This is a genomic window from Pseudomonas sp. GW531-T4 (assembly GCF_017349615.1).
GTDB lineage: Bacteria > Pseudomonadota > Gammaproteobacteria > Pseudomonadales > Pseudomonadaceae > Aquipseudomonas > Aquipseudomonas chlororaphis_I.
Map to the genome: position 1 here is coordinate 144,888 of NZ_JACMZT010000007.1, position 26,076 is coordinate 170,963.

Annotated in this window: 24 protein-coding genes; all 24 read right to left on the bottom strand. The window is 60.2% G+C overall.

The annotated features are described in order from the left end of the window. Nucleotide 1: 1 nt before the first annotated feature. Nucleotides 2-700 carry an HAD family hydrolase gene (locus J4D28_RS07865; protein WP_103330790.1) on the bottom strand — a complete coding sequence of 233 codons (699 nt, stop codon included), beginning with the start codon at nt 698-700 and terminating at the stop codon, nt 2-4. Next, the gene (locus J4D28_RS07870; protein ID WP_009051689.1) at nt 697-2,070 is read right to left on the bottom strand and encodes an NAD(P)/FAD-dependent oxidoreductase; all 1,374 of its coding nucleotides are present in this window, start codon (nt 2,068-2,070) and stop codon (nt 697-699) included. The genes J4D28_RS07865 and J4D28_RS07870 overlap by 4 nt, the downstream gene beginning before the upstream one ends. After that, a complete protein-coding gene (locus J4D28_RS07875) occupies nt 2,051-3,157 on the bottom strand; it encodes a DegT/DnrJ/EryC1/StrS aminotransferase family protein (protein ID WP_103330789.1) in 1,107 nt (368 codons plus the stop codon). Before J4D28_RS07875 ends, J4D28_RS07870 begins: the two co-directional genes overlap by 20 nt. Next, entirely contained in the window at nt 3,154-3,666 is a 513-nt protein-coding gene (locus J4D28_RS07880) for an NUDIX hydrolase (protein WP_016703956.1), read from the bottom strand. The genes J4D28_RS07875 and J4D28_RS07880 overlap by 4 nt, the downstream gene beginning before the upstream one ends. Further along, nucleotides 3,666-4,775: a DegT/DnrJ/EryC1/StrS aminotransferase family protein gene (locus J4D28_RS07885; protein WP_009051692.1), complete on the bottom strand. Its 1,110-nt coding sequence runs from the start codon at nt 4,773-4,775 to the stop codon at nt 3,666-3,668. Before J4D28_RS07885 ends, J4D28_RS07880 begins: the two co-directional genes overlap by 1 nt. Further along, nucleotides 4,765-5,844 (bottom strand): Gfo/Idh/MocA family protein, encoded by a 1,080-nt coding sequence (locus J4D28_RS07890; RefSeq protein ID WP_009051693.1) that lies wholly within the window; start codon nt 5,842-5,844, stop codon nt 4,765-4,767. The genes J4D28_RS07885 and J4D28_RS07890 overlap by 11 nt, the downstream gene beginning before the upstream one ends. 671 nt (nt 5,845-6,515) lie before the next feature. Beyond that, nucleotides 6,516-8,348 carry a glutamine--fructose-6-phosphate transaminase (isomerizing) gene (gene glmS / locus J4D28_RS07895; RefSeq protein ID WP_016703954.1) on the bottom strand — a complete coding sequence of 611 codons (1,833 nt, stop codon included), beginning with the start codon at nt 8,346-8,348 and terminating at the stop codon, nt 6,516-6,518. A gap of 10 nt (nt 8,349-8,358) precedes the next feature. Further along, nucleotides 8,359-9,126, bottom strand: a complete 768-nt coding sequence (locus J4D28_RS07900; protein ID WP_007924514.1) for a DeoR/GlpR family DNA-binding transcription regulator — start codon at nt 9,124-9,126, stop codon at nt 8,359-8,361. Nucleotides 9,127-9,355: 229 nt separating this feature from the next. Continuing rightward, nucleotides 9,356-10,723 (bottom strand): bifunctional UDP-N-acetylglucosamine diphosphorylase/glucosamine-1-phosphate N-acetyltransferase GlmU, encoded by a 1,368-nt coding sequence (gene glmU, locus J4D28_RS07905; RefSeq protein WP_023967699.1) that lies wholly within the window; start codon nt 10,721-10,723, stop codon nt 9,356-9,358. Nucleotides 10,724-10,837: 114 nt separating this feature from the next. Further along, nucleotides 10,838-11,263: a F0F1 ATP synthase subunit epsilon gene (locus J4D28_RS07910; RefSeq protein WP_009051696.1), complete on the bottom strand. Its 426-nt coding sequence runs from the start codon at nt 11,261-11,263 to the stop codon at nt 10,838-10,840. Nucleotides 11,264-11,308: 45 nt separating this feature from the next. Beyond that, nucleotides 11,309-12,685 carry a F0F1 ATP synthase subunit beta gene (atpD, locus tag J4D28_RS07915; protein ID WP_009051697.1) on the bottom strand — a complete coding sequence of 459 codons (1,377 nt, stop codon included), beginning with the start codon at nt 12,683-12,685 and terminating at the stop codon, nt 11,309-11,311. 27 nt (nt 12,686-12,712) lie between these two features. Further along, on the bottom strand, nt 12,713-13,573 hold the full coding sequence (gene atpG / locus J4D28_RS07920; RefSeq protein ID WP_007924507.1) for a F0F1 ATP synthase subunit gamma: 861 nt from the start codon (nt 13,571-13,573) through the stop codon (nt 12,713-12,715). A 50-nt stretch (nt 13,574-13,623) separates the two neighbouring features. Continuing rightward, entirely contained in the window at nt 13,624-15,168 is a 1,545-nt protein-coding gene (gene atpA / locus J4D28_RS07925) for a F0F1 ATP synthase subunit alpha (protein ID WP_009051698.1), read from the bottom strand. A 21-nt stretch (nt 15,169-15,189) separates the two neighbouring features. Next, nucleotides 15,190-15,726, bottom strand: a complete 537-nt coding sequence (locus J4D28_RS07930) for a F0F1 ATP synthase subunit delta (RefSeq protein ID WP_007924505.1) — start codon at nt 15,724-15,726, stop codon at nt 15,190-15,192. A gap of 12 nt (nt 15,727-15,738) precedes the next feature. Continuing rightward, the gene (locus J4D28_RS07935) at nt 15,739-16,209 is read right to left on the bottom strand and encodes a F0F1 ATP synthase subunit B (RefSeq protein ID WP_007924504.1); all 471 of its coding nucleotides are present in this window, start codon (nt 16,207-16,209) and stop codon (nt 15,739-15,741) included. A 57-nt stretch (nt 16,210-16,266) separates the two neighbouring features. Then, the gene (atpE, locus tag J4D28_RS07940) at nt 16,267-16,524 is read right to left on the bottom strand and encodes a F0F1 ATP synthase subunit C (protein WP_002555987.1); all 258 of its coding nucleotides are present in this window, start codon (nt 16,522-16,524) and stop codon (nt 16,267-16,269) included. 133 nt (nt 16,525-16,657) lie between these two features. Continuing rightward, nucleotides 16,658-17,527, bottom strand: a complete 870-nt coding sequence (atpB, locus tag J4D28_RS07945; protein WP_007924498.1) for a F0F1 ATP synthase subunit A — start codon at nt 17,525-17,527, stop codon at nt 16,658-16,660. 16 nt (nt 17,528-17,543) lie between these two features. After that, nucleotides 17,544-17,951, bottom strand: coding sequence for a F0F1 ATP synthase subunit I (locus J4D28_RS07950; RefSeq protein WP_016703952.1), 408 nt, complete (start codon nt 17,949-17,951; stop codon nt 17,544-17,546). A 148-nt stretch (nt 17,952-18,099) separates the two neighbouring features. Beyond that, nucleotides 18,100-18,972: a ParB/RepB/Spo0J family partition protein gene (locus tag J4D28_RS07955; protein ID WP_009051699.1), complete on the bottom strand. Its 873-nt coding sequence runs from the start codon at nt 18,970-18,972 to the stop codon at nt 18,100-18,102. A gap of 9 nt (nt 18,973-18,981) precedes the next feature. Then, nucleotides 18,982-19,779: a ParA family protein gene (locus J4D28_RS07960; protein WP_009051700.1), complete on the bottom strand. Its 798-nt coding sequence runs from the start codon at nt 19,777-19,779 to the stop codon at nt 18,982-18,984. 18 nt (nt 19,780-19,797) lie between these two features. Continuing rightward, on the bottom strand, nt 19,798-20,442 hold the full coding sequence (rsmG, locus tag J4D28_RS07965) for a 16S rRNA (guanine(527)-N(7))-methyltransferase RsmG (protein ID WP_103330788.1): 645 nt from the start codon (nt 20,440-20,442) through the stop codon (nt 19,798-19,800). Continuing rightward, complete coding sequence (mnmG, locus tag J4D28_RS07970; RefSeq protein WP_009051702.1) at nt 20,439-22,331, bottom strand: tRNA uridine-5-carboxymethylaminomethyl(34) synthesis enzyme MnmG; 1,893 nt, start codon at nt 22,329-22,331, stop codon at nt 20,439-20,441. Before mnmG ends, rsmG begins: the two co-directional genes overlap by 4 nt. Nucleotides 22,332-22,929: 598 nt before the next feature. Then, a complete protein-coding gene (gene mnmE / locus J4D28_RS07975) occupies nt 22,930-24,300 on the bottom strand; it encodes a tRNA uridine-5-carboxymethylaminomethyl(34) synthesis GTPase MnmE (RefSeq protein WP_009051703.1) in 1,371 nt (456 codons plus the stop codon). Between the two features lie 91 nt (nt 24,301-24,391). Continuing rightward, entirely contained in the window at nt 24,392-26,074 is a 1,683-nt protein-coding gene (gene yidC / locus J4D28_RS07980) for a membrane protein insertase YidC (protein ID WP_103330787.1), read from the bottom strand. Nucleotides 26,075-26,076 lie beyond the last annotated feature (2 nt).

Here is a 26,076-nt window from a genome sequence, read left to right on the forward strand (position 1 = left end):
ATCAGGCCCCCTCGCGAACGACGGCGCGCCGCTCGGCGCTGGCGTAATGGCCCAGCAATTCGCCCAGCCCGCCGAAGACCGGGGCGTCGGCCTGCCGCAGGCGGTCGATGTCCTGATGGCCGGTGCTGACCAGCAGCGGCTTCCAGCCGACGGCCCGCGCCACGTCGTAGTCGTGCAGGGTGTCGCCGATGAACAGGGTGCGCCCGGCCGGTGTGCCGAGCCTCTCCTGGAGCATCAGGGCCTCGGCGGTCTTGCTGGTGGCCTGGTTGTGGCTCAGCCCCACGACATGCTCGAAATTCCCGCGCAGGCCCTTGGCCTCCAGGGTCTGGAGCAGCACGTCGCAATGCGAGGCGGACACGATGGAGACGCCGATGCCGGCATTGCGCGCCGCCTCCAATACCTCGAACACCCCATCGTGCAGCGGACACTGCGCGACATTCGTATCGAAGTGCTCCAGGTAGTGTTCGACGATTTGCGCGAAGGGCGTGCGCTGCAGATCGAACCCCAGGGAGGCGTAGAAATCGGCAATCGGAAAGTCGAACAGCGCCCGGTAACGAACGGCATCGATGGGCGGCACCGCATAGCGCTCGCCACAGCGATTGACCGCGCTGACCGCCAGGGCGATGTCGTCGATCAGGGTGCCGTTCCAGTCGAATACCAGGTGTTCGATCCCCGAGAAGTGCAGTCGATCATCGATCATGGTCGGGTTTTCTCCGCAAGAAGGGCGTTGAGGGCGATGCGCGAGGCGATCGCCGGTGTGTATAGCTTGCTGGGCTCCATCACCAGGTTGGTCACGCCAATCTGGGTTTCCAGGGCCCGCCGATTGTTCGCCGAGACCTGGCCCAGGCCGGCGCCGTACCAATGATGGAAACGGGTGCGCCAACTGCGCTGGCCGACGGTTTCGGGAAAGCGGAAGTCTTCGGTGGTGGCCATGCTCCAGGCGCCATCGACCACCCCGCACAGGCGGCCCTGCAACTGGCGAAAGCCCTGGCCTCCCTGCAGCAATACCTCGTCGATGTGGCGGTCGATGCAATCGGCCTCCAGCGCGCCGATGGTCATGCCCTGGCTGTACAGCGGGTTCATGCTGCTCAGGGCGTCGCCGACCACCAGCAGCCCGGCGGGCCAGTGCTCGACCCGGTCGAAGTGGGTGCGGCGGCTGCCGGGCATCTTGAAGGTGTGGACCGGCGACAGCGGCTCGGCGTCGCGGATCACCTCATGGATGTCCGGCACCGGAAGCGCCGCCAGCGCCTGCAGGAACTCCTGCGGATCGTTGCCGGGAAAGTGGCCGAACCAGCCGCCGGTGGTGACCATCCAACGGTCGCCTTCGATCGGGCTGATCACCCCCATGGAACGCTGCAACGGCGCCTTGGGCAGCACCAGCAGCACTTGCCACTGCTCGGCATAGGCCGGCAGGCGCCGGTAGATGCGCGACGCATAACCCAGCTCGGTCTTGACCACGCTGGTCTCGACCTCGCCGAAGCCGGCCTCTTTCAGCCACGTCGGCAAGCGCGTGCCACGCCCGCTGGCGTCCACCAGCAGGTCGCAGCGCAGCGTCCGCTCGCCATGCCCATCGTCGACGGTCACCGCCTCGACCCGCCGGGACGGATCGGCCCCGGTGAACTCGATTCGTGTGACCCGGGTGCTGGACAGCACCTCGACGTTCAGCACGCCGAGCAAGGCCCGGCGCAGCTGGTTGTCGATCAGCCGCCGGCTGCAGTAATGGGCATAGATGCCACTGCGGTAGCGGTTCTTCCAACGCCCGCCCTGGTACCACTTCACGTCATGGCCCAGGTCGGCCACTTGCGCGCCCCCCTGCTCCAGGGCGCTCAGGGTGCCGGGGAAGATGCCTTCGATGATCTGCTTGCCGCGCAGCAACAACAGGTGGACGTGATGCTCCTGGGGCAGGCTCTGGCGCGGCCCGGTCTCGTCGAAGAAATCGCTCTTCTCGATCACCGTGACCCGCTGGAAACGCCGGGCCAGGACCGCGGCCGTCAGGCAGCCCGTCACGCTGCCGCCGATGACCACGGCATGGCGACCGCCCGCGGCGGTATCAGGCTGGGGAGTAGTCATTGAGCACCTTTGCAATGTAGGCCAGGTCGTCGTCCGCCAGGCCCGGGTGCAGCGGCACCGTAGTCAGCGAACGCAGCAACCGGGCGGCGTTGGGGCAATCGCGGCGGTACTGCGCCAGCAGCGGCAACTGGTACAGCGGCTGGTTGTCGTACTTGCCGATGTCCGAAGGGATGCCATGACGCTGCTGGTAATGCACCAGTTCACGCCCATCGTGCCCCACTGCCTGCAACAGCAAGGCATAGGAGTTGGCCTCTCCACCGGGGGTCAGCGGCAGCTCGCGCAGCGCCGGGTTGTCCAGTTGCTCCAGCAGCCGCCGGCGGTTGTCCTGGCGCTGGTGCAACCGGCTTTCCAGTTGCCGCGAACGCGCCAGCCCGAGGGCGGCCTGCAGGCCACCGAGCTTGAGGTTGATGCCCAGGGTTTCACCGGTGAGGTTGCCGAAGCGGGTGTAGGCCCGGATACGGCTGGCGCGCTCGTCGTCATCGGTCATGACAAAGCCGCCCTCACCGGTGGACATGAACTTGCAGTCATGGGTGCTGAAGCAGCTGATGTCGCCATGCTGCGCCAACCAGCTGCCGTTCAGGCGTGTCAGGTGCGCATGGGCCAGGTCCTGGATCAGCGGGATGCCGGCCTGGCGCGCGGTGGCCCAGGTGGTGTGCGAGGCAATCGGATAGCCCCACATCGGCACCTCGATCACCGCGCAGGTCCGCGGGCCGATGCAGCGTTGCAGGTCATCCGGGTCGAGCCCGAAGTTGTCCGGCGCCACATCGCAGAACACCGGGACCAGGCCCAGGGACAGGATCGGCAGGACGGTGCAGATCGGGCACGTGGGCGCGACTATCACCTCGTCCCCCGGCTGGAAGCGCACGCCGGCCAGTGCCGCGGTGACCGAAGCGGCCCCCGACGACACAGCGATCACGTGGCGCACGCCGTACAGCACGGCGAGCGCAGTCTCGTAGTCCTCGACGATCTGCGAGGTGCCGGTCAGCCCTGTCGCCAGGGCGCGTTGCAGCTCGGGCACATCGTCGGCGGTATCGTGGCCGCACTTGTCCGCGATGACCCGGGTGGGTCGGGAGATGGCCTGGTTCATGGCGCCACCTTCCTGCCGACCATGTCCCACACCTCGGCATCGGCGAATATCCGGTCCACCATGCGCCGGAAGTTGGGGAACATCTTCAGCTCGGCAGTTTCCTGCCGGCTGAAGAAGCGCGCGTTTTCCACCTCGCGCTCCGGCGGGCAAGCCCGCAGGTCGGTGGCGGTGAGGTAGATCAGGTCCAGGTGGTAATGCGGCCCGCGCTTGTCATCGATGAACTCGCAGAGGATCCGGTAAGGCTGGTGCAACACCGTGACATCGGTCTCGGCATCGGCCAGTTCCAGGTCACGCTCGCCCAGCAGGGCGGCGTGAATCCCGGTTTCCTCGTAGATCTCGCGCAGCACTGCCACATCAGGGGTTTCCCCCTGCTCTATATGGCCGCCCGGGTACAGCCAGACCCCCAGCTTGCGATGGTGCAGCAGGAGCATCTTGCGGTCCGGGTTCAACACGAACGCCGAGGCCGTGAAATGCCGGTCCAGGGTCGAACGATCGAGGACATCCGTCATCATGGCGCACCGTACTGGTTGATCCGTTCGGCCATGTAGTCCAGTTCGGCGCGGGTGATGTCCGGATGGACCGGGATGGTGGTCATGCTGGCCAGCAGCGCCTCGGCGTTCGGGCAGTCGTTGCGGTACTGGGCCAGCGCCGGGAACTCGTAGAGTGCCTTGCAGCCGTAGCGCTTGATGTCCGACGGGATGCCCGCCTCGTCCAGGTAATCGATGAAGGCCCGGTTGTCGGCGAAATGCAGTTCCAGGTTGAGGAAGTAGTAGTTGGTCCGCCCGCCCTCGATGATGACCTTTTCCCGCACCTTGCTGTGGTCGAGCTGCTGCAGGAAGTAGCTGGCATTGGCGCGTCGTTGCTCGATCTGCGCGGCCAGCGAATCCAGGCGGTTGGCGCCCAGGGCGGCAGGCAGCGCGGCCAGCTTGTAGTTGAGGCCGAAGTCCTTGCCGTTGAGGTTGCCGAAGCGGCTGTAGTCGCGGCAGCGCTGGGCCAATTGGTCGTCGTCGGTGAGGATGAAACCGCCCTCGCCGGTGGCCAGCGGCTTGCGCTCGTGGGTGCTGAAGCACGACAGGTCGCCATAGGCCGACAGCGGCCGGCCGTTGAGGGTGCTGCCATGGGAATGCGCCAGGTCGAGGATCAGCTTGATCCCCAGCTCGCGGGTCAGGCCTTGCAGCTCATCGACTTCGGTGGGGTAGCCCCACATCGGAATATCGATGATCGCCCGGGTGCGCGGGGTGATGCGGGCCTTGATCGACTCCGGATCGGCGCCGAAACCGTGACGGCGGGTGTCGACGAAGATCGGGTTGGCACCCGCGGCCATGATCGGATAGATGGTGCACAGCGGGCAGCTCGGCGTCAGCAGGACGTCGTCGCCGGGACCGACGCCGGCGGCATAGATCGCCACGCTCAGGGCCGCGCCACCTGAGGAGACTGCGATCGCATGCCGCGCCTCGAACCAGGCCGCCAGCTTGGCCTCGTACTCGCCCACCACATCGCTGGTGCCGGACAGCGGCCGTTCCAGGGTGTTCTGCAGGGTCAGCAGATCGTCGGCGTACACCGGACGGTACTTGTCGGAAACGGAAATGCGGGCAGCGCTGGAGAGATTAGAGGACATTGGTCTGGGCTCCGAGAAAGGCTGGGGATTTGGCGGCATGGGTGGAGTGGAGGGCAAGCACGGGGGCGACATCGGCGCGGGCGCTGTCGGCATGACAGATCTGCTCGATCACCCGGAAGGTCGGCAGCAGGCTTTCGAAGCTGGCCTCGTAAGGCGAACGGTTGCGCACCGCGTCGAAGAACTTCTCCAGTTCGCCGAAATAACCGCTGCGCTCATAACCCGAATCCAGCGGCCCTGGCTGCCACGCGCCGCGCCAGCGCTTGGCGGTGCCGGTTGCCCCGGTGCCATGCACCGGCTCGTGCAGGGTGATGTTCCACAGGTTGTTGAGCTCGACCATCATCGAATTGGAGCTGACAATCTTCATGTCGAATTCGAAATACGGGAACATGGTCCCGCTCAGCAGGCTGACCGTCGCACCGGAGCTGAAGCCCAGCTCCAGGCTCACCAGCAACGAGTCCTCGTGGCGCTGCACCCGGGATTCGATATCGCGCAATTCGCCACCGCCGAAGGTCACGCCAAGGTCGATGGTGTGAATCGCCTGGGCCAGCAGGAACGAACGCAGGGTGGAATCCAGCCCCCACAGCGGCGCGGTGGGTTTGCTCGCATAGTGGTTGAGCTGGATGTGCACGACCTTGCCGAACTGCTCGGTGCGCGTCATATCGCGCAGCTGGCGCATCGGCTTGGCATATTTGAAGTTCATCCCCACACCGGTGACCACCTGGGCCTGGCGAGCCGCGCCGATCAGGTATTCGAGCTCGGCGAGGGTGAAGCACGGCGGCTTCTCGACAAAGACATGCACGCCCTTGGCCATTGCCTTGATCGCCAGGTCGCGGTGCGCCTGGGGCGGACAAGCCATGACCACCGCATCCAGCGCAGCGGTATCGAGCATCTCGTCGAAGTCGTCGGTGATTGCGACCTCGGAGATGAAACGGTGAATCTGTCCGGCGCGGTTCAAGTCGCTGTCGCACACGGCGACGATGCGAATATCCGGCATTTGCAGAAGCGTAGGCAGCAGGTTTTCTTGCATCTGCGCGCCGAGGCCGACGATGCCAACTCTGAGTACAGTCATAACCATCTCCATCCTGGAAAAGTGGGTACTGCGTCATGAAAAGGTTGGACGAACGACTACACGGGATCCGCCTCGGGTCACCTGCGGGGTGAGCCGATCCGGTCCGACATTCGCTTCAATCGAGGCAGGATTGCCTCAGAACAACGGATCACCTTTACAGAGTCCGTTCGGGCTGTTGCCCAGGGTCACCCGGGTGGAACACTCGGATGTTTCACGCCACACGCCGACACCCGGTTGAGACCGAGGAGCCATAGAGGCGCGATGGGCAAAAGGGATAGCGCCGCGAAGGCGATAGGTAGGAGGGGAATCAGGTCGAATCGAGCGCCGGTGGCAATGAGCTACCTGGCCGAAAACCTGAATCGAAGAATTGTGGCTTCGTTGAAAAACGGAACAACGACCGAAATGCCGATACACATGCATGGCTGAATCATCCTTGAAGCGCTGTTTTTATCCTTGTTATGCAGGAGCTCCGGTTCCGTGAGCCCTTGCTTGCCACACACCTCATCAATGTGTGGCTTGGAGGTATAGATCAGCCTTTTTAGGAGCGCAAATCAGTTGCTATATCGTTTCATCATATTGTTTTGAACAATCCGGACATAAGGCAACGGGCCATATAGGCCCGTTGTCAAAGCGCCGACCGGGCCGAAAAAATCAGCCCGGTTGTGGATAACTCACTCCACCGTCACCGACTTGGCCAGGTTGCGCGGCTGGTCGACGTCAGTGCCCTTGAGCACCGCGACGTAATACGACAGCAGTTGCAGCGGGATGGTGTAGAGGATCGGCGACAGGATGTCGTGGATATGCGGCATGTGGATAACATGCGTGCCCTCGCCGTTGGTCATGCCGGCCTGCTCGTCGGCGAAGACGATCAGCTCGCCGCCACGGGCGCGGACTTCCTGCAGGTTGGACTTGAGCTTTTCCAACAGCTCGTTGTTCGGCGCTACGGTGACCACCGGCATGTCGTTATCCACAAGGGCCAACGGACCGTGCTTGAGCTCACCGGCCGGGTAGGCTTCGGCGTGGATGTAGGAGATTTCCTTGAGCTTGAGCGCCCCTTCCATCGCCACCGGGAATTGCGCGCCACGACCGAGGAACAGGGTGTGGTGCTTCTCGGCGAACAGTTCGGCGATTTTTTCCACCGTGCTGTCCATCGCCAGGGCTTCGCCCAGGCGGGTCGGCAAGCGCCGCAGTTCTTCCACCAGGGTGGCTTCGACGCCTTCGCCCAGGGTGCCGCGGACCTGGCCCAGGGACAGGGTCAGCAACAGCAGGCCCACCAGCTGGGTGGTGAAGGCTTTGGTGGAGGCCACGCCGATCTCGCGACCGGCCTGGGTCAGCAGGGTCAGGTCGGATTCACGCACCAGCGAGCTGATGCCGACGTTGCAGATCGCCAGGCTGGCGAGGAAACCCAGCTCCTTGGCATTACGCAGGGCGGCCAGGGTGTCGGCAGTTTCGCCGGACTGGGAGATGGTCACGAACAGGGTGTCCGGCTGCACCACCACCTTGCGGTAGCGGAATTCGCTGGCCACTTCGACCTGGCACGGAATCCCGGCCAGCTCTTCCAGCCAGTAACGGGCAACCATGCCGGCGTGGTAGCTGGTACCGCAGGCGACGATCTGCACATTGCGCACTTTGGCGAACAGCTCGGCGGCCTGTGGACCGAAGGCCTGGACCAGCACCTGGTTCGGGCTCAGGCGGCCTTCGAGGGTGCGTTGCACCACGGCTGGCTGCTCGTGGATTTCCTTGAGCATGAAGTGGCGGAATTCGCCTTTCTCGGCGGCTTCGGCACCATCGCGGTATTGCACGGCTTCGCGCTCGACCGCTTTGCCGTCGACATCCCAGATCTGCACGCTGTCGCGGCGAATCTCGGCGATATCGCCCTCTTCCAGGTACATGAAGCGGTCGGTTACCTGGCGCAGGGCCAGTTGGTCGGAAGCCAGGAAGTTCTCACCCAGGCCCAGGCCGATCACCAGCGGGCTGCCACTGCGGGCGGCGACCAGGCGGTCCGGCTGGTTGGCGCTGATCACAGCCAGGCCATAGGCGCCGTGCAGCTCCTTGACGGTGGCTTTCAGGGCCACGGTCAGGTCGCCCAGGTCCTTGATCTTGTGGTCCAGCAGGTGAGCGATGACTTCGGTGTCGGTGTCCGAAGTGAACACGTAACCCAGACCTTTGAGCTGCTCGCGCAGGGCTTCATGGTTCTCGATGATGCCGTTATGGACGACTGCCAGGTCACCGGAGAAATGCGGGTGGGCGTTGCGTTCGCACGGCGCGCCGTGAGTGGCCCAGCGGGTGTGGGCGATGCCCAGGCGACCGACCAGCGGCTCGCCGGCCAGGGCCTGTTCCAGCTCGCTGACCTTGCCCGGGCGGCGCATGCGCTCGAGCTTGCCATCGTTGGTCAGGACCGCCACCCCGGCGCTGTCGTAGCCGCGGTATTCGAGACGCTTGAGGCCTTCGAGCAGGATGGCCGTGATATTCCGTTCAGCAACGGCGCCAACAATTCCACACATGGTTTCTCTCCTAGATGACTGCCGCGCAAATCAGCGTGATGCCGCGGGCTTGAATCTGGTCGCGGGCCTCTGCAGGCAGGCGATCATCGGTAATAAGGGTATGGACGCTGCTCCAGGGCAGCTCCAGGTTGGGAATCTTGCGGCCGATCTTGTCGGCCTCGACCATCACCACCACTTCCCGCGCCACCTCGGCCATCACCCGGCTCAGGCCGAGCAACTCGTTGAAGGTGGTGGTCCCGCGCACCAGATCGATGCCATCGGCACCGATAAACAGCTGGTCGAAGTCGTAGGAACGCAATACCTGCTCGGCGACCTGCCCCTGGAACGACTCGGAATGCGGGTCCCAGGTGCCGCCGGTCATCAACAGCACCGGCTCGTGCTCCAGTTCGCTCAGGGCATTGGCCACATGCAGCGAGTTGGTCATCACCACCAGGCCCGGCTGCTGGCCGAGTTCGGGGATCATGGCCGCGGTGGTACTGCCGCTGTCGATGATGATGCGTGCGTGTTCGCGAATCCGCGCCACCGCCGCGCGGGCGATGGCTTGTTTATAGCGGGAGACCGGCTGGCCGATATCACCAACCAGTTCCTGCGGCATGGTAATTGCGCCGCCGTAGCGCCGCAGCAACAGGCCGTTGCTCTCCAGGGCTGCCAGGTCTTTACGGATCGTAACTTCCGAAGTTTCGAAGCGTTTAGCCAGCTCGTCCACGCTCACCTCGCCCTGTTCATTGAGCAAGGCAAGAATGTTGTGACGGCGTTGGGGCGTATTGCGTTTCGACATGAGCACTTAAGTTTCGATTCGAAAGATAACGGAAGCAATCAAAACCTATCGCCGGAAATTCGTCAAGCGAGGGAAATGAAAAAAATGCTGTGGATAACAGCCTGAAGAAATTATCCACAGGGGTGGCGCTTCGCGGGCTACAGAAAGATGGGTATCAATCCTGTAGCCGCGAGTTTGCTCACGATAGGTAGAGTGAACAGCACCGACCTTGCATCGGACTGTGGATAACTCAGCTCTTCTTGATTTTCACCGGGCGTTTCCAGCCGTCGATGTTCTTCTGCCGGGCACGGGCCACGGCCAGCTGGGCTTTTTCCACAGTCTGGTTGATGGTGGAACCGGCCGCCGTAGTGGCGCCATCCTGGATATCCACAGGCGCCACCAACGAGTTGTTGGAACCGATGAATACGTCTTCGCCCAGCACCGTCCGATGCTTGTTGGCGCCATCGTAGTTGCAGGTAATGGTGCCAGCGCCGATATTGCTGCGCGCACCGATCTCGGCATCGCCCAGGTAGGCCAGGTGACCGGCCTTGGCGCCCTCGCCCATGTGCGCGTTCTTCAACTCGACAAAGTTACCCACATGGGCACGGGCATCCAGGACGGTACCCGGACGCAGGCGGGCGAACGGACCGGCATCGCTGCCCTCGCCCAGCACAGCGCCTTCAATATGGCTGTTGGCCTTGATCACCACGCCCTTGCGCAGGGTGCTGTCCTTGATCACGCAGTTCGGGCCGATCACCACGTCGTCCTCGATGACCACGCGACCTTCGAGAATCACGTTGATGTCGATCAGCACGTCGCGGCCGACGCTGATTTCTCCACGCACATCGAAACGCGCAGGATCGCGCAGGGTCACGCCCTGGGCCATCAGGCGACGGGCCGCCCGCAGCTGGTAATGACGCTCCAGCTCGGCCAACTGCTTGCGATCGTTGGCGCCCTGCACTTCCATGGCGTCGTGGGGTTGCTCGGTGGCCACCGCCAGGCCGTCGCTGACTGCCATGGCGATCACGTCGGTCAGGTAATACTCGCCCTGGGCGTTGTTGTTCGACAGTCGGCTCATCCAGTCACCGAGGCGATTGGCCGGTACCGCGAGAATGCCGGTGTTGCCTTCGGTGATCGCGCGCTGGGCTTCGTTGGTGTCCTTCTGCTCGACGATGGCGGCCACCTTGCCGGCAGCGTCACGCACGATGCGGCCGTAACCGGTCGGATCGGCCAGCTCGACAGTGAGCAGGCCCAGTTGCTCAGGGCCCGCCTGCTTGAGCAGGCGTTGCAGGGTTTCCACCTCGATCAGCGGCACATCGCCGTACAGGATCAGCACGGTGTCGGCGGTAATGAAGGGTACGGCCTGGGCTACGGCGTGACCGGTGCCGAGCTGCTTGTCCTGCAGCACGAAATTCAGGTCATCCGCCGCCAGGCGCTCGCGCACCGCATCGGCACCGTGACCGATGACGACATGGATGCGTTGTGGATCGAGTTGCCGGGCGCTGTGGATAACATGACCAAGCATGGAGTTGCCTGCCACCGGATGCAGAACCTTAGGCAACGACGAACGCATGCGAGTGCCTTGACCGGCAGCGAGAATAACGATTTCAAGAGACATGACTGGCTACCAATCCTGGGTGGTCGGCGGCTGCGACCAAGAGGTGAATTACAAAAAAGAAAAAAGGGTAGCCGAGGCTACCCTTTTTAATCAATCACGCGGAAATCCCGCGGCTTAGCCGCCGAACTTCTTGCGGATCTGCTGGACGGTGCGCAGCTGGGCTGCGGCCTCGGCCAGACGTGCAGCAGCGGCACCGTAGTCGAACTCCGAGCCTTTTTCATGCAAGGCCTTCTCGGCAGCCTTGACGGCTTCCTGAGCGGAGGCTTCGTCCAGGTCGGCAGCACGCTGCACGGTGTCGGCAAGAACCTTGACCATGTTCGGCTGAACCTCGAGGAAACCACCGGAGATGTAGAACACCTCGGTTTCCCCGCCCTGTTTGATCAAGCGGATCGGACCTGGTTTCAGGTTAGTGATCAGCGGAGCGTGACCCAGGGCGATACCAAGATCCCCCAGCTCACCGTGTGCGATCACCATCTCGACCAGACCGGAGAAGATTTCTCCTTCCGCGCTGACGATATCGCAATGGACTGTCATAGCCATCTGCTTGCCTCAACCTAAATTAGCGCCCGTTGCCGGGCGCCGGGATTACAGTTTCTTGGCTTTCTCGATCGCTTCTTCGATGCCACCAACCATGTAGAACGCTTGTTCTGGCAGATGGTCGTAGTCACCGTTGAGGATGCCTTTGAAGCCAGCGATGGTGTCTTTCAGGGAAACATATTTGCCTGGAGAACCAGTGAAGACTTCAGCCACGAAGAACGGCTGCGACAGGAAGCGCTGGATCTTACGAGCGCGGGATACCAGTTGCTTGTCGGCTTCGGACAGTTCGTCCATACCCAGGATCGCAATGATGTCCTTCAGCTCTTTGTAGCGCTGCAGCACGTACTGAACGCCACGAGCGGTTTCGTAGTGCTCGGTGCCGATCACGTTCGGGTCCAGCTGGCGGGAAGTCGAGTCCAGTGGGTCTACCGCTGGGTAGATACCCAGGGAAGCGATGTCACGGGACAGAACGACGGTGGCGTCCAAGTGGGCGAAGGTGGTCGCTGGCGACGGGTCGGTCAAGTCGTCCGCAGGTACGTATACCGCTTGGATCGAGGTGATCGAGCCTTGCTTGGTCGAAGTGATACGTTCTTGCAGAACGCCCATCTCTTCAGCCAGGGTCGGCTGGTAACCTACTGCCGAAGGCATACGGCCCAGCAGTGCGGATACTTCGGTACCGGCCAGGGTGTAACGATAGATGTTGTCGACGAACAGCAGAACGTCGTTACCTTCGTCACGGAACTTCTCGGCCATGGTCAGGCCGGTCAGAGCTACGCGCAGACGGTTTCCCGGCGGCTCGTTCATCTGGCCGTATACCAGTGCCACTTTGTCCAGAACGTTGGAATCCTTCATCTCGTGGTAGAAGTCGTTACCCTCACGAGTACGCTCACCCACACCGGCGAACACGGAATAACCGCTGTGCTCGATGGCGATGTTACGGATCAGTTCCATCATGTTTACGGTTTTGCCCACACCGGCACCACCGAACAGACCGACTTTACCGCCCTTGGCGAACGGGCAAACCAGGTCGATAACCTTGATGCCGGTTTCCAGCAGGTCGTTGCCGCCAGCTTGTTCAGCGAAGGTCGGCGCAGGACGGTGAATGCCCCAACGCTCTTCTTCGCCGATCGGGCCAGCTTCGTCGATCGGGTTGCCCAGTACGTCCATGATCCGGCCCAGGGTCGCTTTACCGACCGGTACGGAGATGGCTGCGCCAGTGTTGTTGACGTCCAGACCGCGCTTCAAGCCCTCGGTGGAGCCCATCGCAATGGTACGTACCACGCCGTCGCCCAGCTGCTGCTGAACTTCCAGAGTGGTTTCGGCGCCTTGAACCTTCAAGGCGTCGTAGATGCTCGGTACGCTGTCGCGTGGAAATTCCACGTCGATAACGGCGCCGATGATTTGAACGATACGTCCGCTACTCATAGCTGGATCCTCTGAATATTTGAACCGTTAAACCGCGGCAGCGCCGCCGACGATTTCCGAGATCTCTTGGGTGATCGCAGCCTGACGCGCCTTGTTGTAGATCAGCTGCAAATCGCTGATCAAATCACCGGCGTTGTCGGTAGCGTTCTTCATCGCGATCATCCGCGCAGCTTGTTCAGCCGCGTTGTTCTCGACCACCGCCTGGTAGACCTGCGACTCCACGTAGCGAACCATCAAGCCGTCAAGCAGCTCTTTGGCGTCCGGTTCGTAGAGATAGTCCCAGTGGTGCTTGAGTTCTTGATCCGGGGTTGCCACCAGCGGAATCAACTGCTCCACCGTAGGCTGTTGCGTCATGGTGTTGATGAACTTGTTGGACACCACGGACAGGCGGTCAATCCGGCCGTCCAGGTAGGCATCCAGCATCACCTTGACGCTGCCGATCAGGTCATTGATCGACGGCTCTTCACCCAGGTGGCTGATTGCAGCGACGACGTTACCGCCGAAGTTACGGAAGAAAGCCGCACCTTTGCTGCCAACCACGCACAGATCGATCTCGACGCCATTTTCGCGGTTTACCGCCATGTCCTTGACCAAAGCCTTGAACAGGTTGGTATTCAAACCACCGCACAGACCACGGTCACTGCTCACCACGATATAACCGACGCGCTTGATGGCACGGTCGATCATGAACGGGTGGCGATATTCCGGGTTGGCGTTGGCCAGATGACCAATAACCTGGCGGATGCGCTCCGCGTAAGGACGGCTAGCAGCCATGCGCATTTGTGCCTTGCGCATTTTGCTGACCGCCACTTTTTCCATGGCGCTGGTAATCTTTTGCGTGCTTTTGATGCTCGCAATCTTACTGCGAATCTCTTTTGCGCCTGCCATGTAACACCTATCAGGTTAGCAAGCGGGAGCCTCGCGGCCCCCGCTGCGGCTTACCAGGTTTGGGTGGCCTTGAACTTCTCGATACCGGCTTTCAGGCCAGCGTCGATTTCGTCATTGAAGTCACCCTTCACGTTGATCTTCGCCATCAAATCGGCGTGATCGCGGTTGAAGTAAGCAATCAGCGCTTGTTCGAAGCTGCCGATCTTGGCGATTTCGACGTCAGTCAGGAACCCACGTTCAGCGGCATACAGCGACAGCGACATGTCAGCGATGGACATAGGCGCGTATTGCTTCTGCTTCATCAGCTCGGTAACGCGCTGACCGTGTTCAAGTTGCTTACGGGTCGCTTCGTCCAGGTCAGAAGCGAACTGGGCGAATGCCGCCAGTTCACGGTACTGAGCCAGAGCGGTACGGATACCACCGGACAGCTTCTTGATGATCTTGGTCTGAGCGGCACCACCTACACGGGATACCGAAACACCGGCGTTCACTGCCGGACGGATGCCGGAGTTGAACATGGCCGATTCCAGGAAGATCTGACCGTCGGTGATGGAAATCACGTTGGTCGGAACGAACGCGGAAACGTCGCCAGCCTGGGTTTCGATGATCGGCAGTGCGGTCAGGGAACCGGTCTTGCCAGTTACCGCGCCGTTGGTGAACTTCTCTACGTACTCTTCCGAAACGCGGGATGCGCGCTCCAGCAGACGGGAGTGGAGATAGAACACGTCGCCTGGGTAAGCTTCACGGCCTGGTGGACGGCGCAGCAGCAGGGAAATCTGGCGGTAAGCCACTGCTTGCTTGGACAGATCGTCATAAACGATCAGCGCGTCTTCACCGCGGTCGCGGAAGTATTCGCCCATGGTGCAACCGGAGTACGGTGCCAGGAATTGCAGGGCAGCGGATTCGGAAGCACTGGCAGCCACGATGATGGTGTTGGCCAGAGCGCCGTTTTCTTCCAGCTTGCGAACAACGTTGGCGATGGTCGATTGCTTCTGACCCACTGCTACGTATACGCAGAAGATGCCGCTGTCTTTCTGGTTGATGATCGCGTCGATCGCCAGAGCGGTCTTACCGATCTGACGGTCACCGATGATCAGCTCACGCTGGCCACGGCCGACTGGGATCATGGCATCGACAGCCTTGTAGCCAGTCTGTACAGGCTGGTCTACCGACTTACGCCAGATCACGCCTGGAGCAACTTTCTCGACCGCGTCGGTCTCGGTGTTGTTCAGCGGACCTTTGCCGTCAACTGGGTTACCCAGTGCGTCGACTACGCGACCCAGCAGTTCCTTACCAACCGGAACTTCGAGGATGCGGCCGGTGCACTTGGCGCTCATGCCTTCAGCCAGAGTCGTGTATGCGCCCAGTACAACGGCACCTACGGAGTCTTGCTCGAGGTTGAGTGCCATACCGTAGACACCGCCCGGAAACTCGATCATCTCGCCGTACATGACGTCGGCCAGACCGTGAATCCGCACGATACCGTCAGAAACGCTGACGACAGTGCCTTCGTTACGGGCTTGAGAGGTCACATCGAGCTTTTCGATGCGGCCCTTGATAATTTCACTTATTTCGGAAGGATTGAGTTGCTGCATTGCTCTGCTGCCCCTTCAAACTCAAGATTTCAATGCTTCGGCAAGTTTCGCGATTTTGCCGCGAATCGAGCCATCGATAACCAGGTCGCCGGCGCGGATGACGACACCACCAATCAGGGCAGCGTCCTCCGCAACTTGCAGGCGCACTTCCCGGTCGAGTCGTGCACTGAGAACCTTGGCGAGTTTGTCTTGCTGTTCTTGGTTCAACGCAAAAGCACTGGTGACTTCCACATCTACCGACTTCTCTTGCTCGGCCTTGTACAGGTCGAACAGAGCGGCGATCTCCGGCAGAAGCAGGAGACGGTCGTTTTCGGCAACGACGTGGATGAAATTCTGTGCCTTGGCATCGAACTTGTCGCCGCACACGTCGATAAACGTGGCGGCCTTGTCTGCGCTCGTCAGTCGCGGGGCCTTGAGCACGCGCCGCATGGTGTCGTCTTGCGACACCGCTGCAGCCAGGCCGAGCATGGCTGACCAAGAGGCCAGCTGCTGGTGGGCCTGAGCGTGCTCGAAGGCCGCCTTAGCGTAAGGTCGGGCCAACGTGGTCAGTTCTGCCATGATCGCCCTCGCTTAAATTTCAGCAGCCAGTTTGTTAACCAGCTCCGCGTGCGCGTTTTGATCGATTGTGGCGCCCAGGATCTTCTCGGCGCCGCCAACGGCCAGCACACCCAGTTGGGCACGCAGCGCGTCTTTGACACTGTTCAGTTCCTGCTCGATCTCGGCCTGAGCCTGAACCTTCACACGGTCAGCGTCGACACGGGCTTTTTCAACAGCCTCTTCGACGATCTGGTTACCGCGTTTCTTGGCTTGCTCAATGATTTCGGCTGCCTGAGCTTTTGCTTCGCGCAGTTGCTGACCCGCTTTCTCTTGGGCCAGTTCCAGGTCGCGAGCTGCTCGGCTGGCAGCGTCCAGTCCATCCGCGATCTTCTTCTGACGTTCGTGCAAAGCCGCGATGACCGGAGGCCACACGAACTTCATGCAAAACAGTACAAAAATGAAGAACGCAACGGACTGGCCAATCAGGGTTGCATTAATGTTCACGCCAACACCTCGCTCGTTCGTTGTCCATCACACCAATCAACTCGAAAAGTCGAGTGATTAGCCAGCGAGTTGACCAACGAAGGGGTTCGCGAAGGTGAAGAACAGAGCGATACCAACGCCGATCATGGTTACGGCGTCGAGCAGGCCGGCAACGATGAACATTTTAACTTGCAGCATTGGAACCATCTCTGGCTGACGCGCAGCGCCTTCCAGGAACTTGCCACCCAACAGGCCGAAACCAATTGCGGTACCCAGTGCGCCCAGGCCGATCAACAGTGCAACAGCGATAGCGGTTAGACCAACTACAGTTTCCATCTTTCCTCCCGACTTTTACGTCGTATGGTTTAGGTTTTTTAGATTAAAGCGGTAAAACAAATCGTTTCATCGTGCCCTAGACGGGCCCCCTCCCGTTTGACCGGGAGGGACATCAGACTGATCGAGACCGGTCTTAATGGTTCTCTTCGTGCGCCATCGACAGGTAGACGATGGTCAGCATCATGAAGATAAACGCTTGCAGGGTGATGATCAGGATGTGGAACACAGCCCACGCCCATTGCAGCACCACGCCCAGGCCGCTGAGCCAGAGCAGGCCGCTGCCGAACATCACGGCGATCAGGATGAACACCAGTTCGCCAGCGTACATGTTGCCGAACAGACGCAGTGCCAGGGAGATTGGCTTGGCGATCAGCGTCACGAATTCAAGCAGGAAGTTCACCGGAATCAGCAGCGCCTGAACGAAGATGTTCTTGCTGCCGAACGGGTGCAGGGTCAGTTCGCCGATGAAGCCGCCGATGCCCTTGATCTTGATGCTGTAGAAAATGATCAGTGCGAACACCGAGAAAGCCATGGCCAGCGTGGCGTTCGGGTCGGTAGTCGACACGGCGCGGAACGGAATGTGCGCATCGCCGGAGATCAGGATGGCCAGCTGAGGAATCCAGTCGACCGGGATCAGGTCGATGGCGTTCATCAGGAACACCCAGACGAAGATGGTCAGTGCCAGCGGTGCAATCACTGGGCTACGGCCATGGAAGCTGTCTTTCACGCTGCCATCGACGAACTGGACCAATACTTCAACGAAGTTCTGCAAAGCACCTGGCTGACCGGAAGTTGCCTTCTTGGCCGCCATGCGGAAAAGAAGAACGAAGATCAGACCCAACGCCACAGACCAGCCGAGGGTATCGACGTGGAATGCCCAGAAGCCCATTTCTTTGGCTTCTGCTGCGGTGTGGGCAAAGCCCCAGCCGCCATTAGGTAGCTGACCGAAGGTCAGGTTCTGCAAGTGGTGCTGGATATAGCCCGAAGCGGTTGTTTCTGCCATGGTTGCCTCAAACGCCCTAAGGTCTCGAAAGTCTTGTTCTCATAAGCAGGGGAGCGAACCAGCTGACCAGTTGGGTCAGCACGAAGACGCCGAATACAGCTAGCGGCGCCAATGGCTTCACACCTGCGAACGTCAATGCAAAGAGCACTGCCGTCAAAATCAGTTTGCCCGCCTCGCCAGCATAAAAAGACCGGACGATGGCTTGAGCTGCTCGGGCGCCGGAAAACCGAAATGCCCTATGAGCGAAATACACATTGGGTAGCAAGGCTATCAGTCCCCCGCAAAGGCCTGAGTATCCGGCTACGACTCCATGCCATTGCCAGAGCGCCAAGGCGGCCAGCAGTAAAACGACCAATTGAGCCAATAAAACCGGGAAAACCGCCAAGCGATGGAACGGCAAGCGGTTTGGCGTGCGGGTTTCCATCACTCTTGCTCCTCATGGGTCGGCTGCCAGAATTCAATAACTTGGCATAATTTGTGCCGACAAAATGCGCGCAGAGTATAGGGGCGGTTCAGCCCCTATTCAACTGCCGGGTAGTGATTTCCGACTGCACGCTACATGAGGAAATGTTTCAGCGGATGTGTGCAAGGACGCCTTGAAGCTCATCGAGGGAGTTATACCCGATGACCAACTGACCTTTCCCTTTCTTTCCGTGACGAATCTGCACCGCAGAGCCTAGGCGCTCGGCCAGGCGCTGCTCCAGGCGCGCGATATCCGGGTCGGGTTTGACGGGTTCGGCAGGCTGCTGTTTGCCACTGAGCCACTGGCGAACCAGGGCTTCGGTCTGGCGTACGGTGAGGCCGCGTGCGACAACGTGTCGCGCCCCTTCAACCTGTTGATTTTCCGGCAAACCCAGCAAGGCGCGGGCATGACCCATTTCCAGGTCGCCGTGGGACAGCATGGTCTTGATCACTTCAGGCAAAGCGATCAGCCGCAACAAGTTGGCTACGGTGACGCGGGACTTACCCACAGCCTCGGCAACCTGCTGCTGAGTCAGCTGGAATTCCTGCTGCAGGCGCTGCAGGGCAACCGCTTCCTCGATGGGATTGAGATCTTCGCGCTGGATATTCTCGATCAGCGCCATGGCGATGGCGGTTTCGTCCGGCACATCGCGAACCATCGCCGGGATGGTTTCCTGGCCCGCCTGCTGGCTGGCGCGCCAGCGGCGTTCGCCGGCGATGATTTCAAAACGGCCGGAACCGATCGGACGCACCACGATCGGCTGCATCACGCCCTGGCTCTTGATCGAGCTCGCCAGTTCTTCCAGGGCCTGTGGGTCCATGTCCCGGCGCGGCTGATACTTGCCGCGCTGGATCAGGTCCAGTGGCAAGTGTTGCAACTCGCGTACGTCGGCTTGAACCGCTTGTTCTTCCAGTGCGCTGACAGTAGGACCACTCAACAGTGCATCCAGTCCACGTCCGAGACCTCGTTTCTTGACGGCCATGGGGATTCCTTAAGTTGGCTGGGCAGCGGCTGCGCGTGAATTTTTCCGTTGCCGACGAACCATCTCGCCAGCGAGGGCCAGATAGGCGATGGCACCGCGGGACTGTTTGTCGTAGGCCAACGCCGGCATGCCATAACTGGGGGCTTCCGCCAGACGGATGTTGCGCGGGATCACCGTGTCGTACAGCTGATCGCCGAAGTGTTCCTTGAGCTGCGCGGACACATCGTTCATCAAGCTTAGCCGCGGGTCGTACATGGTCCGCAGCAGGCCTTCGACCTTGAGGTTCGGATTGAGCAATTCGGAGATGCGCTTGATGTTATCCACAAGGTCGCTCAGCCCTTCGAGTGCAAAGTACTCGCACTGCATGGGGATAATGACCCCATCGGCGGCGACCAAGGCGTTGAGCGTGAGCATCGACAGTGACGGTGGGCAGTCGATCAGAATGTAATCGTAGTTTTCCCGGATCGGCGCCAGGGCGCTGCGCAGGCGGCTTTCTTTCATCTGCATTTCCAGCAGAACGACTTCCGCGGCGGTCAGGTCGCGGTTCGCCGGCAGCAGTTGATAACCGCCGTGCTCGGAGTAGTGCATGGCCTGGGCCAGGTCGCATTCGCCGATCAGCAGGTCGTAGACCGAATTTTCCAGGCCGTGTTTATCCACACCGCTACCCATGGTGGCGTTGCCCTGTGGATCAAGATCGATCAACAGCACCCGGCGCTTGGTAGCAACCAGCGATGCTGCGAGGTTGATGCAGGTGGTGGTCTTGCCCACACCACCTTTCTGGTTCGCTATCGCGAATACCTTAGCCATTCTTGCTTGTGTTCCCAATCATGCCGTGCGGCGCAGTATCAGCAGATGGCGTTGGCCTTGGCAACCGGGTACGGCCAGGGCGTGTTCGCTATCGAGGTGGAAGTCCGCCGGCAATGCTACCAGCTCATCGGCGGGATGAACGCCCTTCATTGCCAGCCAACGTGTATCGCGGTCGCCGAGGTGGCGAGTCCAGTTGGTGAAGTTCTCCATGCTGCTGAACGCCCGGGAAATGATCCCGTTGAATGGCTGCTGCGGTTGGAAAGCTTCGACACGACTGTGGATAACATTCAGGTTATCCAGCTTCAGTTCCAGTTTGACCTGGGTCAGGAAGCGGGTTTTCTTGCCATTGCTGTCCAGACAGGTCACTTGCGAGTCCGGAAACAGGATAGCCAATGGAATGCCCGGCATCCCGCCGCCGCTGCCCACATCCAGCCAGCGACCGTTTTCGATGAACGACATCACACTCAGGCTATCGAGCAGATGACGCGAAACCATTTCATCCGGATCGCGCACGGCGGTCAGGTTGTAAGCCTTGTTCCATTTGATCAACAGGGCCAGATAACCCAGCAGCAATTCGTGCTGGGCTTCTGTCAGGTTGACACAGAGTTGGCGAGCACCTGTGGATAACTCTTCTGCATGTTGCGAGGTGACCTGCGAACTCAAGCGCTTTGCTCCAACTGACGGCCCGCGCCGCGTTTTTTCAAGTGAATCATCAACAGGGAAATCGCCGCCGGTGTAACGCCCGGGATCCGCGAAGCCTGGCCCAGGGTTTCAGGGCGCGTAGCGCCGAGCTTGCTCTGGATCTCTTTCGAGAGGCCGGAAATGGTGCTGTAGTCGATATCCACAGGCAGCTTGGTGTCCTCGCTGGCCCGCAGACGAGCGATTTCGTCCTGCTGGCGATCGATGTAGCCAGCGTACTTGGTCTTGATCTCGACCTGTTCGGCAACCTGTGGATCTTCTGCGCCCTGCCCGGTCACTGCGACCAGACCAGCGTAGTCGATTTCCGGACGGCTCAGCAGATTCAGCAAGTTGTACTCATGGGTCAGCGGCGTGCCGAACTTTTCAGCGATCGCATCGCCCTGTTCGGTGCCCGGGCGAACCCAGGTGCTTTTCAAACGCTGTTCTTCCTGGGCAATGCCTTCGCGCTTCTTGCAGAACGCAGCCCAACGGACATCGTCGACCAGACCCAGTTCCCGACCTTTTTCGGTCAGGCGCAGATCGGCGTTGTCTTCGCGCAGGATCAGGCGGTATTCGGCACGGGATGTGAACATTCGATACGGTTCCTGGGTTCCCAGGGTAATCAGGTCGTCGACCAGCACACCGATGTAGGCCTCGTCGCGACGCGGACACCAGCTGTCTTTGCCCTGCGCGCGCAATGCGGCGTTGGCGCCGGCGAGCAAACCCTGGGCGCCGGCTTCTTCGTAGCCGGTGGTGCCGTTGATCTGGCCGGCAAAGAACAGGCCGCCGATCACTTTGGTTTCCAGGCTGTACTTCAGGTCGCGCGGGTCGAAGTAGTCGTACTCGATGGCGTAGCCAGGACGCACGATGTGGGCGTTTTCCATGCCGCGGATCGATTGCACAATCTGCAACTGCACATCGAACGGCAAGGATGTGGATATCCCGTTCGGGTACAGCTCGTGAGTGGTCAGGCCTTCCGGTTCGATGAAGACCTGATGGCTTTCCTTGTCGGCAAAGCGATGGATCTTGTCTTCGATCGACGGGCAGTAGCGCGGGCCGATTCCCTCGATCACCCCGGAATACATCGGCGAACGATCAAGGTTGGAAGCAATGATCTCGTGGGTACGGGCATTGGTATGGGTGATCCAGCAGCTGACCTGCCGCGGATGCTGCTCTTTCGAGCCCAGGAACGACATCACCGGAATCGGCGTATCGCCCGGTTGTTCGGTCATCACCGAGAAATCCACGGAACGACCATCGATACGCGGCGGCGTGCCGGTTTTCAGGCGGCCGACACGTAGCGGCAATTCACGCAGCCGATGGGCCAGGGCGATCGAAGGTGGATCGCCGGCGCGACCGCCGGAATAGTTCTGCATCCCGATGTGGATAAGTCCACCGAGGAAGGTACCGGTGGTCAACACCACGGATTCGGCGAAGAAACGCAGACCCATTTGGGTCACTACGCCGCGAACCTGGTCCTGTTCGACGATCAGGTCATCCGCCGCCTGTTGAAATATCCACAGGTTCGGCTGGTTTTCCAGGATTTCGCGGACAGCGGCCTTGTACAGGATGCGGTCGGCCTGGGCACGGGTAGCCCGCACGGCTGGGCCTTTGCGGCTGTTCAACACCCGAAACTGAATACCACCTTTATCGGTAGCCATGGCCATCGCGCCGCCGAGGGCATCGATTTCTTTGACCAGATGACTTTTACCGATCCCGCCAATCGCGGGATTGCAGCTCATCGCTCCGAGGGTTTCCACGTTGTGCGTCAGCAACAGGGTTTTTGCCCCCATGCGTGCTGATGCAAGTGCTGCCTCGGTACCGGCATGACCGCCGCCGATGACGATCACTTCAAAACGGGAAGGGAAATCCACCACGCACCTCGTGCCTGCTTATATGGGTAAAAAAGGATGGGTTCTTGGGATAACGGACAAGTATAGGGTCTTCGCCCTTCCTAAAGAACCCTTTGCACAAAATTTAACCAGCTGTGGATGACTCACGGACAATAGAAATTAAAAAGAAAGAAATTTATTAAATCTTTGTTTTTATGTTTATTCTTAGGCACCGACCTATCTGTGGATAGATTCATACAGACCTTTGTTTTCAATGTGTACAGCGATTCAAAAGTCTGTGGTTAGGTGGCAACGAGGCCCTTGGATAACCGGTGTAAGCCTGTGGATTAAAGTGATGCTTATCCACAGAGCGGATTTTCCTCAGTTTTGACGCTCTGTTATCAACTGAGCCTAAGGGCAGTTATTCACAGGGCTTAATCCACAGAAAAAAGGCTCAGCCGACCAAAGGCCGCCCACGAGAAATCCACCGAAGCGCTCGATGGCGCCCGGCAAACTCGGAAATGGTGGGAAGTACAAAGGATTGCAGGAGCGGGTTCGCCCGTGATGTCGGGCAGAACATCGCCACTGAGCATCACGAGCAACCAAGCCGCTGAACGGCTGCTCCTACAGGAAGATGGGGTTATTTACCGATACAGAAGCTGGAAAAAATCCGGCCCAGCAGGTCGTCCGAGCTGAAAGCGCCGGTAATTTCTCCCAGGGATTGCTGGGCTTGACGCAAGTCTTCAGCCAGCAGCTCGCCGGCGCCGGCCAGGGTCAATTGCGAACGCCCGTGTTCAAGTGCCTTACTGGCGTGGTGCAGGGCTTCCAGGTGACGCCTGCGTGCACTGAAGCTGCTTTCGGACGTCTGCTCGTAACCCATGCAAGCCTTGAGGTGCTCACGCAGCAACTCCAGGCCCTCGCCTCCTGCCTTGGCACTGAGGCTGATAGTCACGTGGCCATCGTCGCTGACTTCCAGGGCAATCGCTTCGCTGGTCAGGTCGGCCTTGTTACGGATCAGCGTAACTTTCGCCGGATCCGGCCGCTGTTCCAGGAACTCCGGCCACAGGGCAAAGGGGTCCAGCGCTTCCGGCGCCGTGGCATCGACTACCAGCAGTACGCGGTCGGCCTCGCCAATGGCCTTGAGGGCACGTTCCACACCGATCTTTTCCACCTGGTCTTCGGTATCGCGCAGTCCCGCGGTATCCACAACGTGCAGCGGCATGCCGTCGATGTGGATATGTTCGCGCAGCACGTCCCGGGTAGTGCCGGCGATCTCGGTGACGATGGCCGCTTCGCGTCCGGCCAGGGCATTGAGCAGGCTGGACTTGCCGGCATTCGGCCGACCAGCGATAACCACGGTCATACCGTCACGCAGCAAGGCGCCCTGCCCGGCTTCGCGGACCACGGTGGATAACTCGTCGCGCACGGTGTCGAGCATCTGCAGCACATGGCCATCGGCCAGGAAGTCGATTTCTTCCTCGGGAAAATCGATGGCCGCCTCGACGTAGATGCGCAGCGCGATCAATTGCTCGGTCAGGTTATGCACACGCTTGGAGAACGCTCCCTGCAAAGAGCGCAAGGCATTACGCGCGGCCTGTGCGGAACTGGCCTCGATCAGGTCGGCGATGGCTTCGGCCTGGGCCAGGTCGAGCTTGTCGTTGAGGAAGGCGCGCTCGCTGAATTCCCCCGGCCGGGCCAGGCGACATCCCAACTGCAGGCAGCGCTGCAGCAACATATCCAGGACGATCGGACCGCCGTGGCCCTGAAGTTCCAGTACGTCTTCGCCGGTAAAGGAGTTCGGCCCCGGGAAATATAGGGCGATCCCCTCGTCCAGGACCTCGTCCCGATCGCTGAAAAACGGCCCGTAATGAGCGTAACGCGGTTTCAGCTCGCGGCCGCTGATGGCCTTGGCGGCGACGCTGGCCAGTGGTCCGGAAATACGCACGATGCCCACACCACCACGCCCCTGGGCGGTGGCGACGGCTGCGATGGTTTCACGAGGGACATTCATAACCCGCTCCAGACATAAAGAGGCAGACAAAAGTGACAGATAGCAAAACGCCCCACTAGGGGGCGTTTTGAGTGGTTATCCACAGAGTAGGTCAGGCCGCTGCTTTCTTGGTAGCGGCTTCGATCTTACGTGTGATGTACCACTGTTGTGCGATCGACAGGCAGTTGTTCACAACCCAGTACAGCACCAGACCGGCCGGGAACCACAGGAAGAAGAAGGTGAAGATGATTGGCATCATTTTCATCACCTTGGCCTGCATCGGATCCGGAGGAGTCGGGTTCAGCTGCTGCTGGATGAACATGGTGGCGCCCATGATGATCGGCAGGATGAAGAACGGATCCTTGATCGACAGGTCGGTAATCCACAGCATGAATGGCGCCTGGCGCATTTCCACGCTTTCCAGGAGTACCCAGTACAAGGACAGGAACACCGGCATCTGCACGAGGATTGGCAAGCAACCACCCAGCGGATTGATCTTCTCTTTCTTGTACAGCTCCATCATGGCTTGCGACATTTTCTGCCGGTCGTCGCCATGTTGCTCTTTCAGAGCCGCCAGTTTCGGGGCCACCGCACGCATGCGCGCCATGGATTTGTAGCTGGCCGCCGACAGCGGGAAGAAGATCCCCTTGATCAGCATGGTCAGGAAGATGATCGACCAGCCCCAGTTACCCACAATGCTGTGGATATGTTGCAGCAGCCAGAAGATCGGCTGGGCAATGAACCACAGAATGCCGTAGTCAACGGTCAGTTCCAGGCCTGGGGACAACTCTTTCAGAACGGCCTGGCTCTTCGGACCGGCGTACAGAGTGGCGGTGGTTTCAGCCTTGGCACCAGGTGCAACGGTCAGCGCCGGGCCAGTGAAACCGATGATGTAGTTGCCTTGGTTGTCCTTGCGGGTCTGCACCACGTTGCTTTCGTTCTTCGCCGGGATCCAGGCGGTCACGAAGTAGTGTTGCAGCCAGGCAACCCAGCCACCTTGCACGGTTTCTTTCAGCGAGCCCTTGTCGATATCTTTCATCGACACTTTTTTGTACGGCTCGGAACTTGTCCACAGGGCAGCGCCCAGGTAAGTCGCGGTGCCGGTAGCGGTGCTGGAAGAAGGATCGGAGCTGGCATCGCGTTTGAGCTGGGCAAACAGGTTGCCAGTCCAGGCCTTGTCGCTGGTGTTGTCGATCAGATAGGTGACTTTCAGATCGTACAGACCGCGGGTAAAGGTGAAACGCTTGATGTAGTTGACGCCGGCGTCGCTGAATTTCAGGTCGACATTCAGCTGGTTCTGGCCGTCAGCCAGTTGATAAGTCTTTTTCTCGGCCGAATAAACCGGGCGTCCTGCAGGACGAGCATCCGGACCGTTGACACCGGTCAGGCCGCTTTGCGCCAGATAAGTACGTTCGCCACCGTTATCGAACAGTTGGAACGGAATTTCCGGATGGTCCTGGCGACGTGGATACAGCGGCAGCTTCAGCTGGGCGATATCACCACCTTGAGGATCGATAGCCAGATCGAGCACATCCGTTTTTACCTGGATGAGGTCTTTGCTTGCCGCTACCGGAGTTTCGGTAGGGGTGCTGGTATCGGTATTCGCGCTGGGTACATCGGCACTGGCGGAAACATTGTTACCAACAGGCGTATCCGGTAGAGCCGGGGTGGCGGTGTTGGCAGCAACATTCTGAGTCGGCAGGGCAGCCTGGCCATAATCCTGGTTCCACTTAAGAACCATGACGTAGGACACGATTGCCAGGGCGACGATCAGGATCGTGCGTTTAATATCCATGA

Bases quoted from the DNA above. Each gene is read 5' to 3' on its own strand.
- atpE (WP_002555987.1), bottom strand. From the start codon at position 16,524: ATGGAAACTGTAGTTGGTCTAACCGCTATCGCTGTTGCACTGTTGATC.
- atpD (WP_009051697.1), bottom strand. From the start codon at position 12,685: ATGAGTAGCGGACGTATCGTTCAAATCATCGGCGCCGTTATCGACGTG.
- atpB (WP_007924498.1), bottom strand. From the start codon at position 17,527: ATGGCAGAAACAACCGCTTCGGGCTATATCCAGCACCACTTGCAGAAC.
- J4D28_RS07870 (WP_009051689.1), bottom strand. From the start codon at position 2,070: ATGACTACTCCCCAGCCTGATACCGCCGCGGGCGGTCGCCATGCCGTG.
- J4D28_RS07910 (WP_009051696.1), bottom strand. From the start codon at position 11,263: ATGGCTATGACAGTCCATTGCGATATCGTCAGCGCGGAAGGAGAAATC.
- J4D28_RS07890 (WP_009051693.1), bottom strand. From the start codon at position 5,844: ATGACTGTACTCAGAGTTGGCATCGTCGGCCTCGGCGCGCAGATGCAA.
- mnmE (WP_009051703.1), bottom strand. From the start codon at position 24,300: ATGAATGTCCCTCGTGAAACCATCGCAGCCGTCGCCACCGCCCAGGGG.
- glmS (WP_016703954.1), bottom strand. From the start codon at position 8,348: ATGTGTGGAATTGTTGGCGCCGTTGCTGAACGGAATATCACGGCCATC.
- yidC (WP_103330787.1), bottom strand. From the start codon at position 26,074: ATGGATATTAAACGCACGATCCTGATCGTCGCCCTGGCAATCGTGTCC.
- J4D28_RS07900 (WP_007924514.1), bottom strand. From the start codon at position 9,126: ATGTCGAAACGCAATACGCCCCAACGCCGTCACAACATTCTTGCCTTG.
- glmU (WP_023967699.1), bottom strand. From the start codon at position 10,723: ATGTCTCTTGAAATCGTTATTCTCGCTGCCGGTCAAGGCACTCGCATG.
- J4D28_RS07880 (WP_016703956.1), bottom strand. From the start codon at position 3,666: ATGACGGATGTCCTCGATCGTTCGACCCTGGACCGGCATTTCACGGCC.
- J4D28_RS07930 (WP_007924505.1), bottom strand. From the start codon at position 15,726: ATGGCAGAACTGACCACGTTGGCCCGACCTTACGCTAAGGCGGCCTTC.
- J4D28_RS07960 (WP_009051700.1), bottom strand. From the start codon at position 19,779: ATGGCTAAGGTATTCGCGATAGCGAACCAGAAAGGTGGTGTGGGCAAG.
- atpG (WP_007924507.1), bottom strand. From the start codon at position 13,573: ATGGCAGGCGCAAAAGAGATTCGCAGTAAGATTGCGAGCATCAAAAGC.
- J4D28_RS07955 (WP_009051699.1), bottom strand. From the start codon at position 18,972: ATGGCCGTCAAGAAACGAGGTCTCGGACGTGGACTGGATGCACTGTTG.
- J4D28_RS07875 (WP_103330789.1), bottom strand. From the start codon at position 3,157: ATGAACCAGGCCATCTCCCGACCCACCCGGGTCATCGCGGACAAGTGC.
- J4D28_RS07885 (WP_009051692.1), bottom strand. From the start codon at position 4,775: ATGTCCTCTAATCTCTCCAGCGCTGCCCGCATTTCCGTTTCCGACAAG.
- J4D28_RS07865 (WP_103330790.1), bottom strand. From the start codon at position 700: ATGATCGATGATCGACTGCACTTCTCGGGGATCGAACACCTGGTATTC.
- J4D28_RS07950 (WP_016703952.1), bottom strand. From the start codon at position 17,951: ATGGAAACCCGCACGCCAAACCGCTTGCCGTTCCATCGCTTGGCGGTT.
- atpA (WP_009051698.1), bottom strand. From the start codon at position 15,168: ATGCAGCAACTCAATCCTTCCGAAATAAGTGAAATTATCAAGGGCCGC.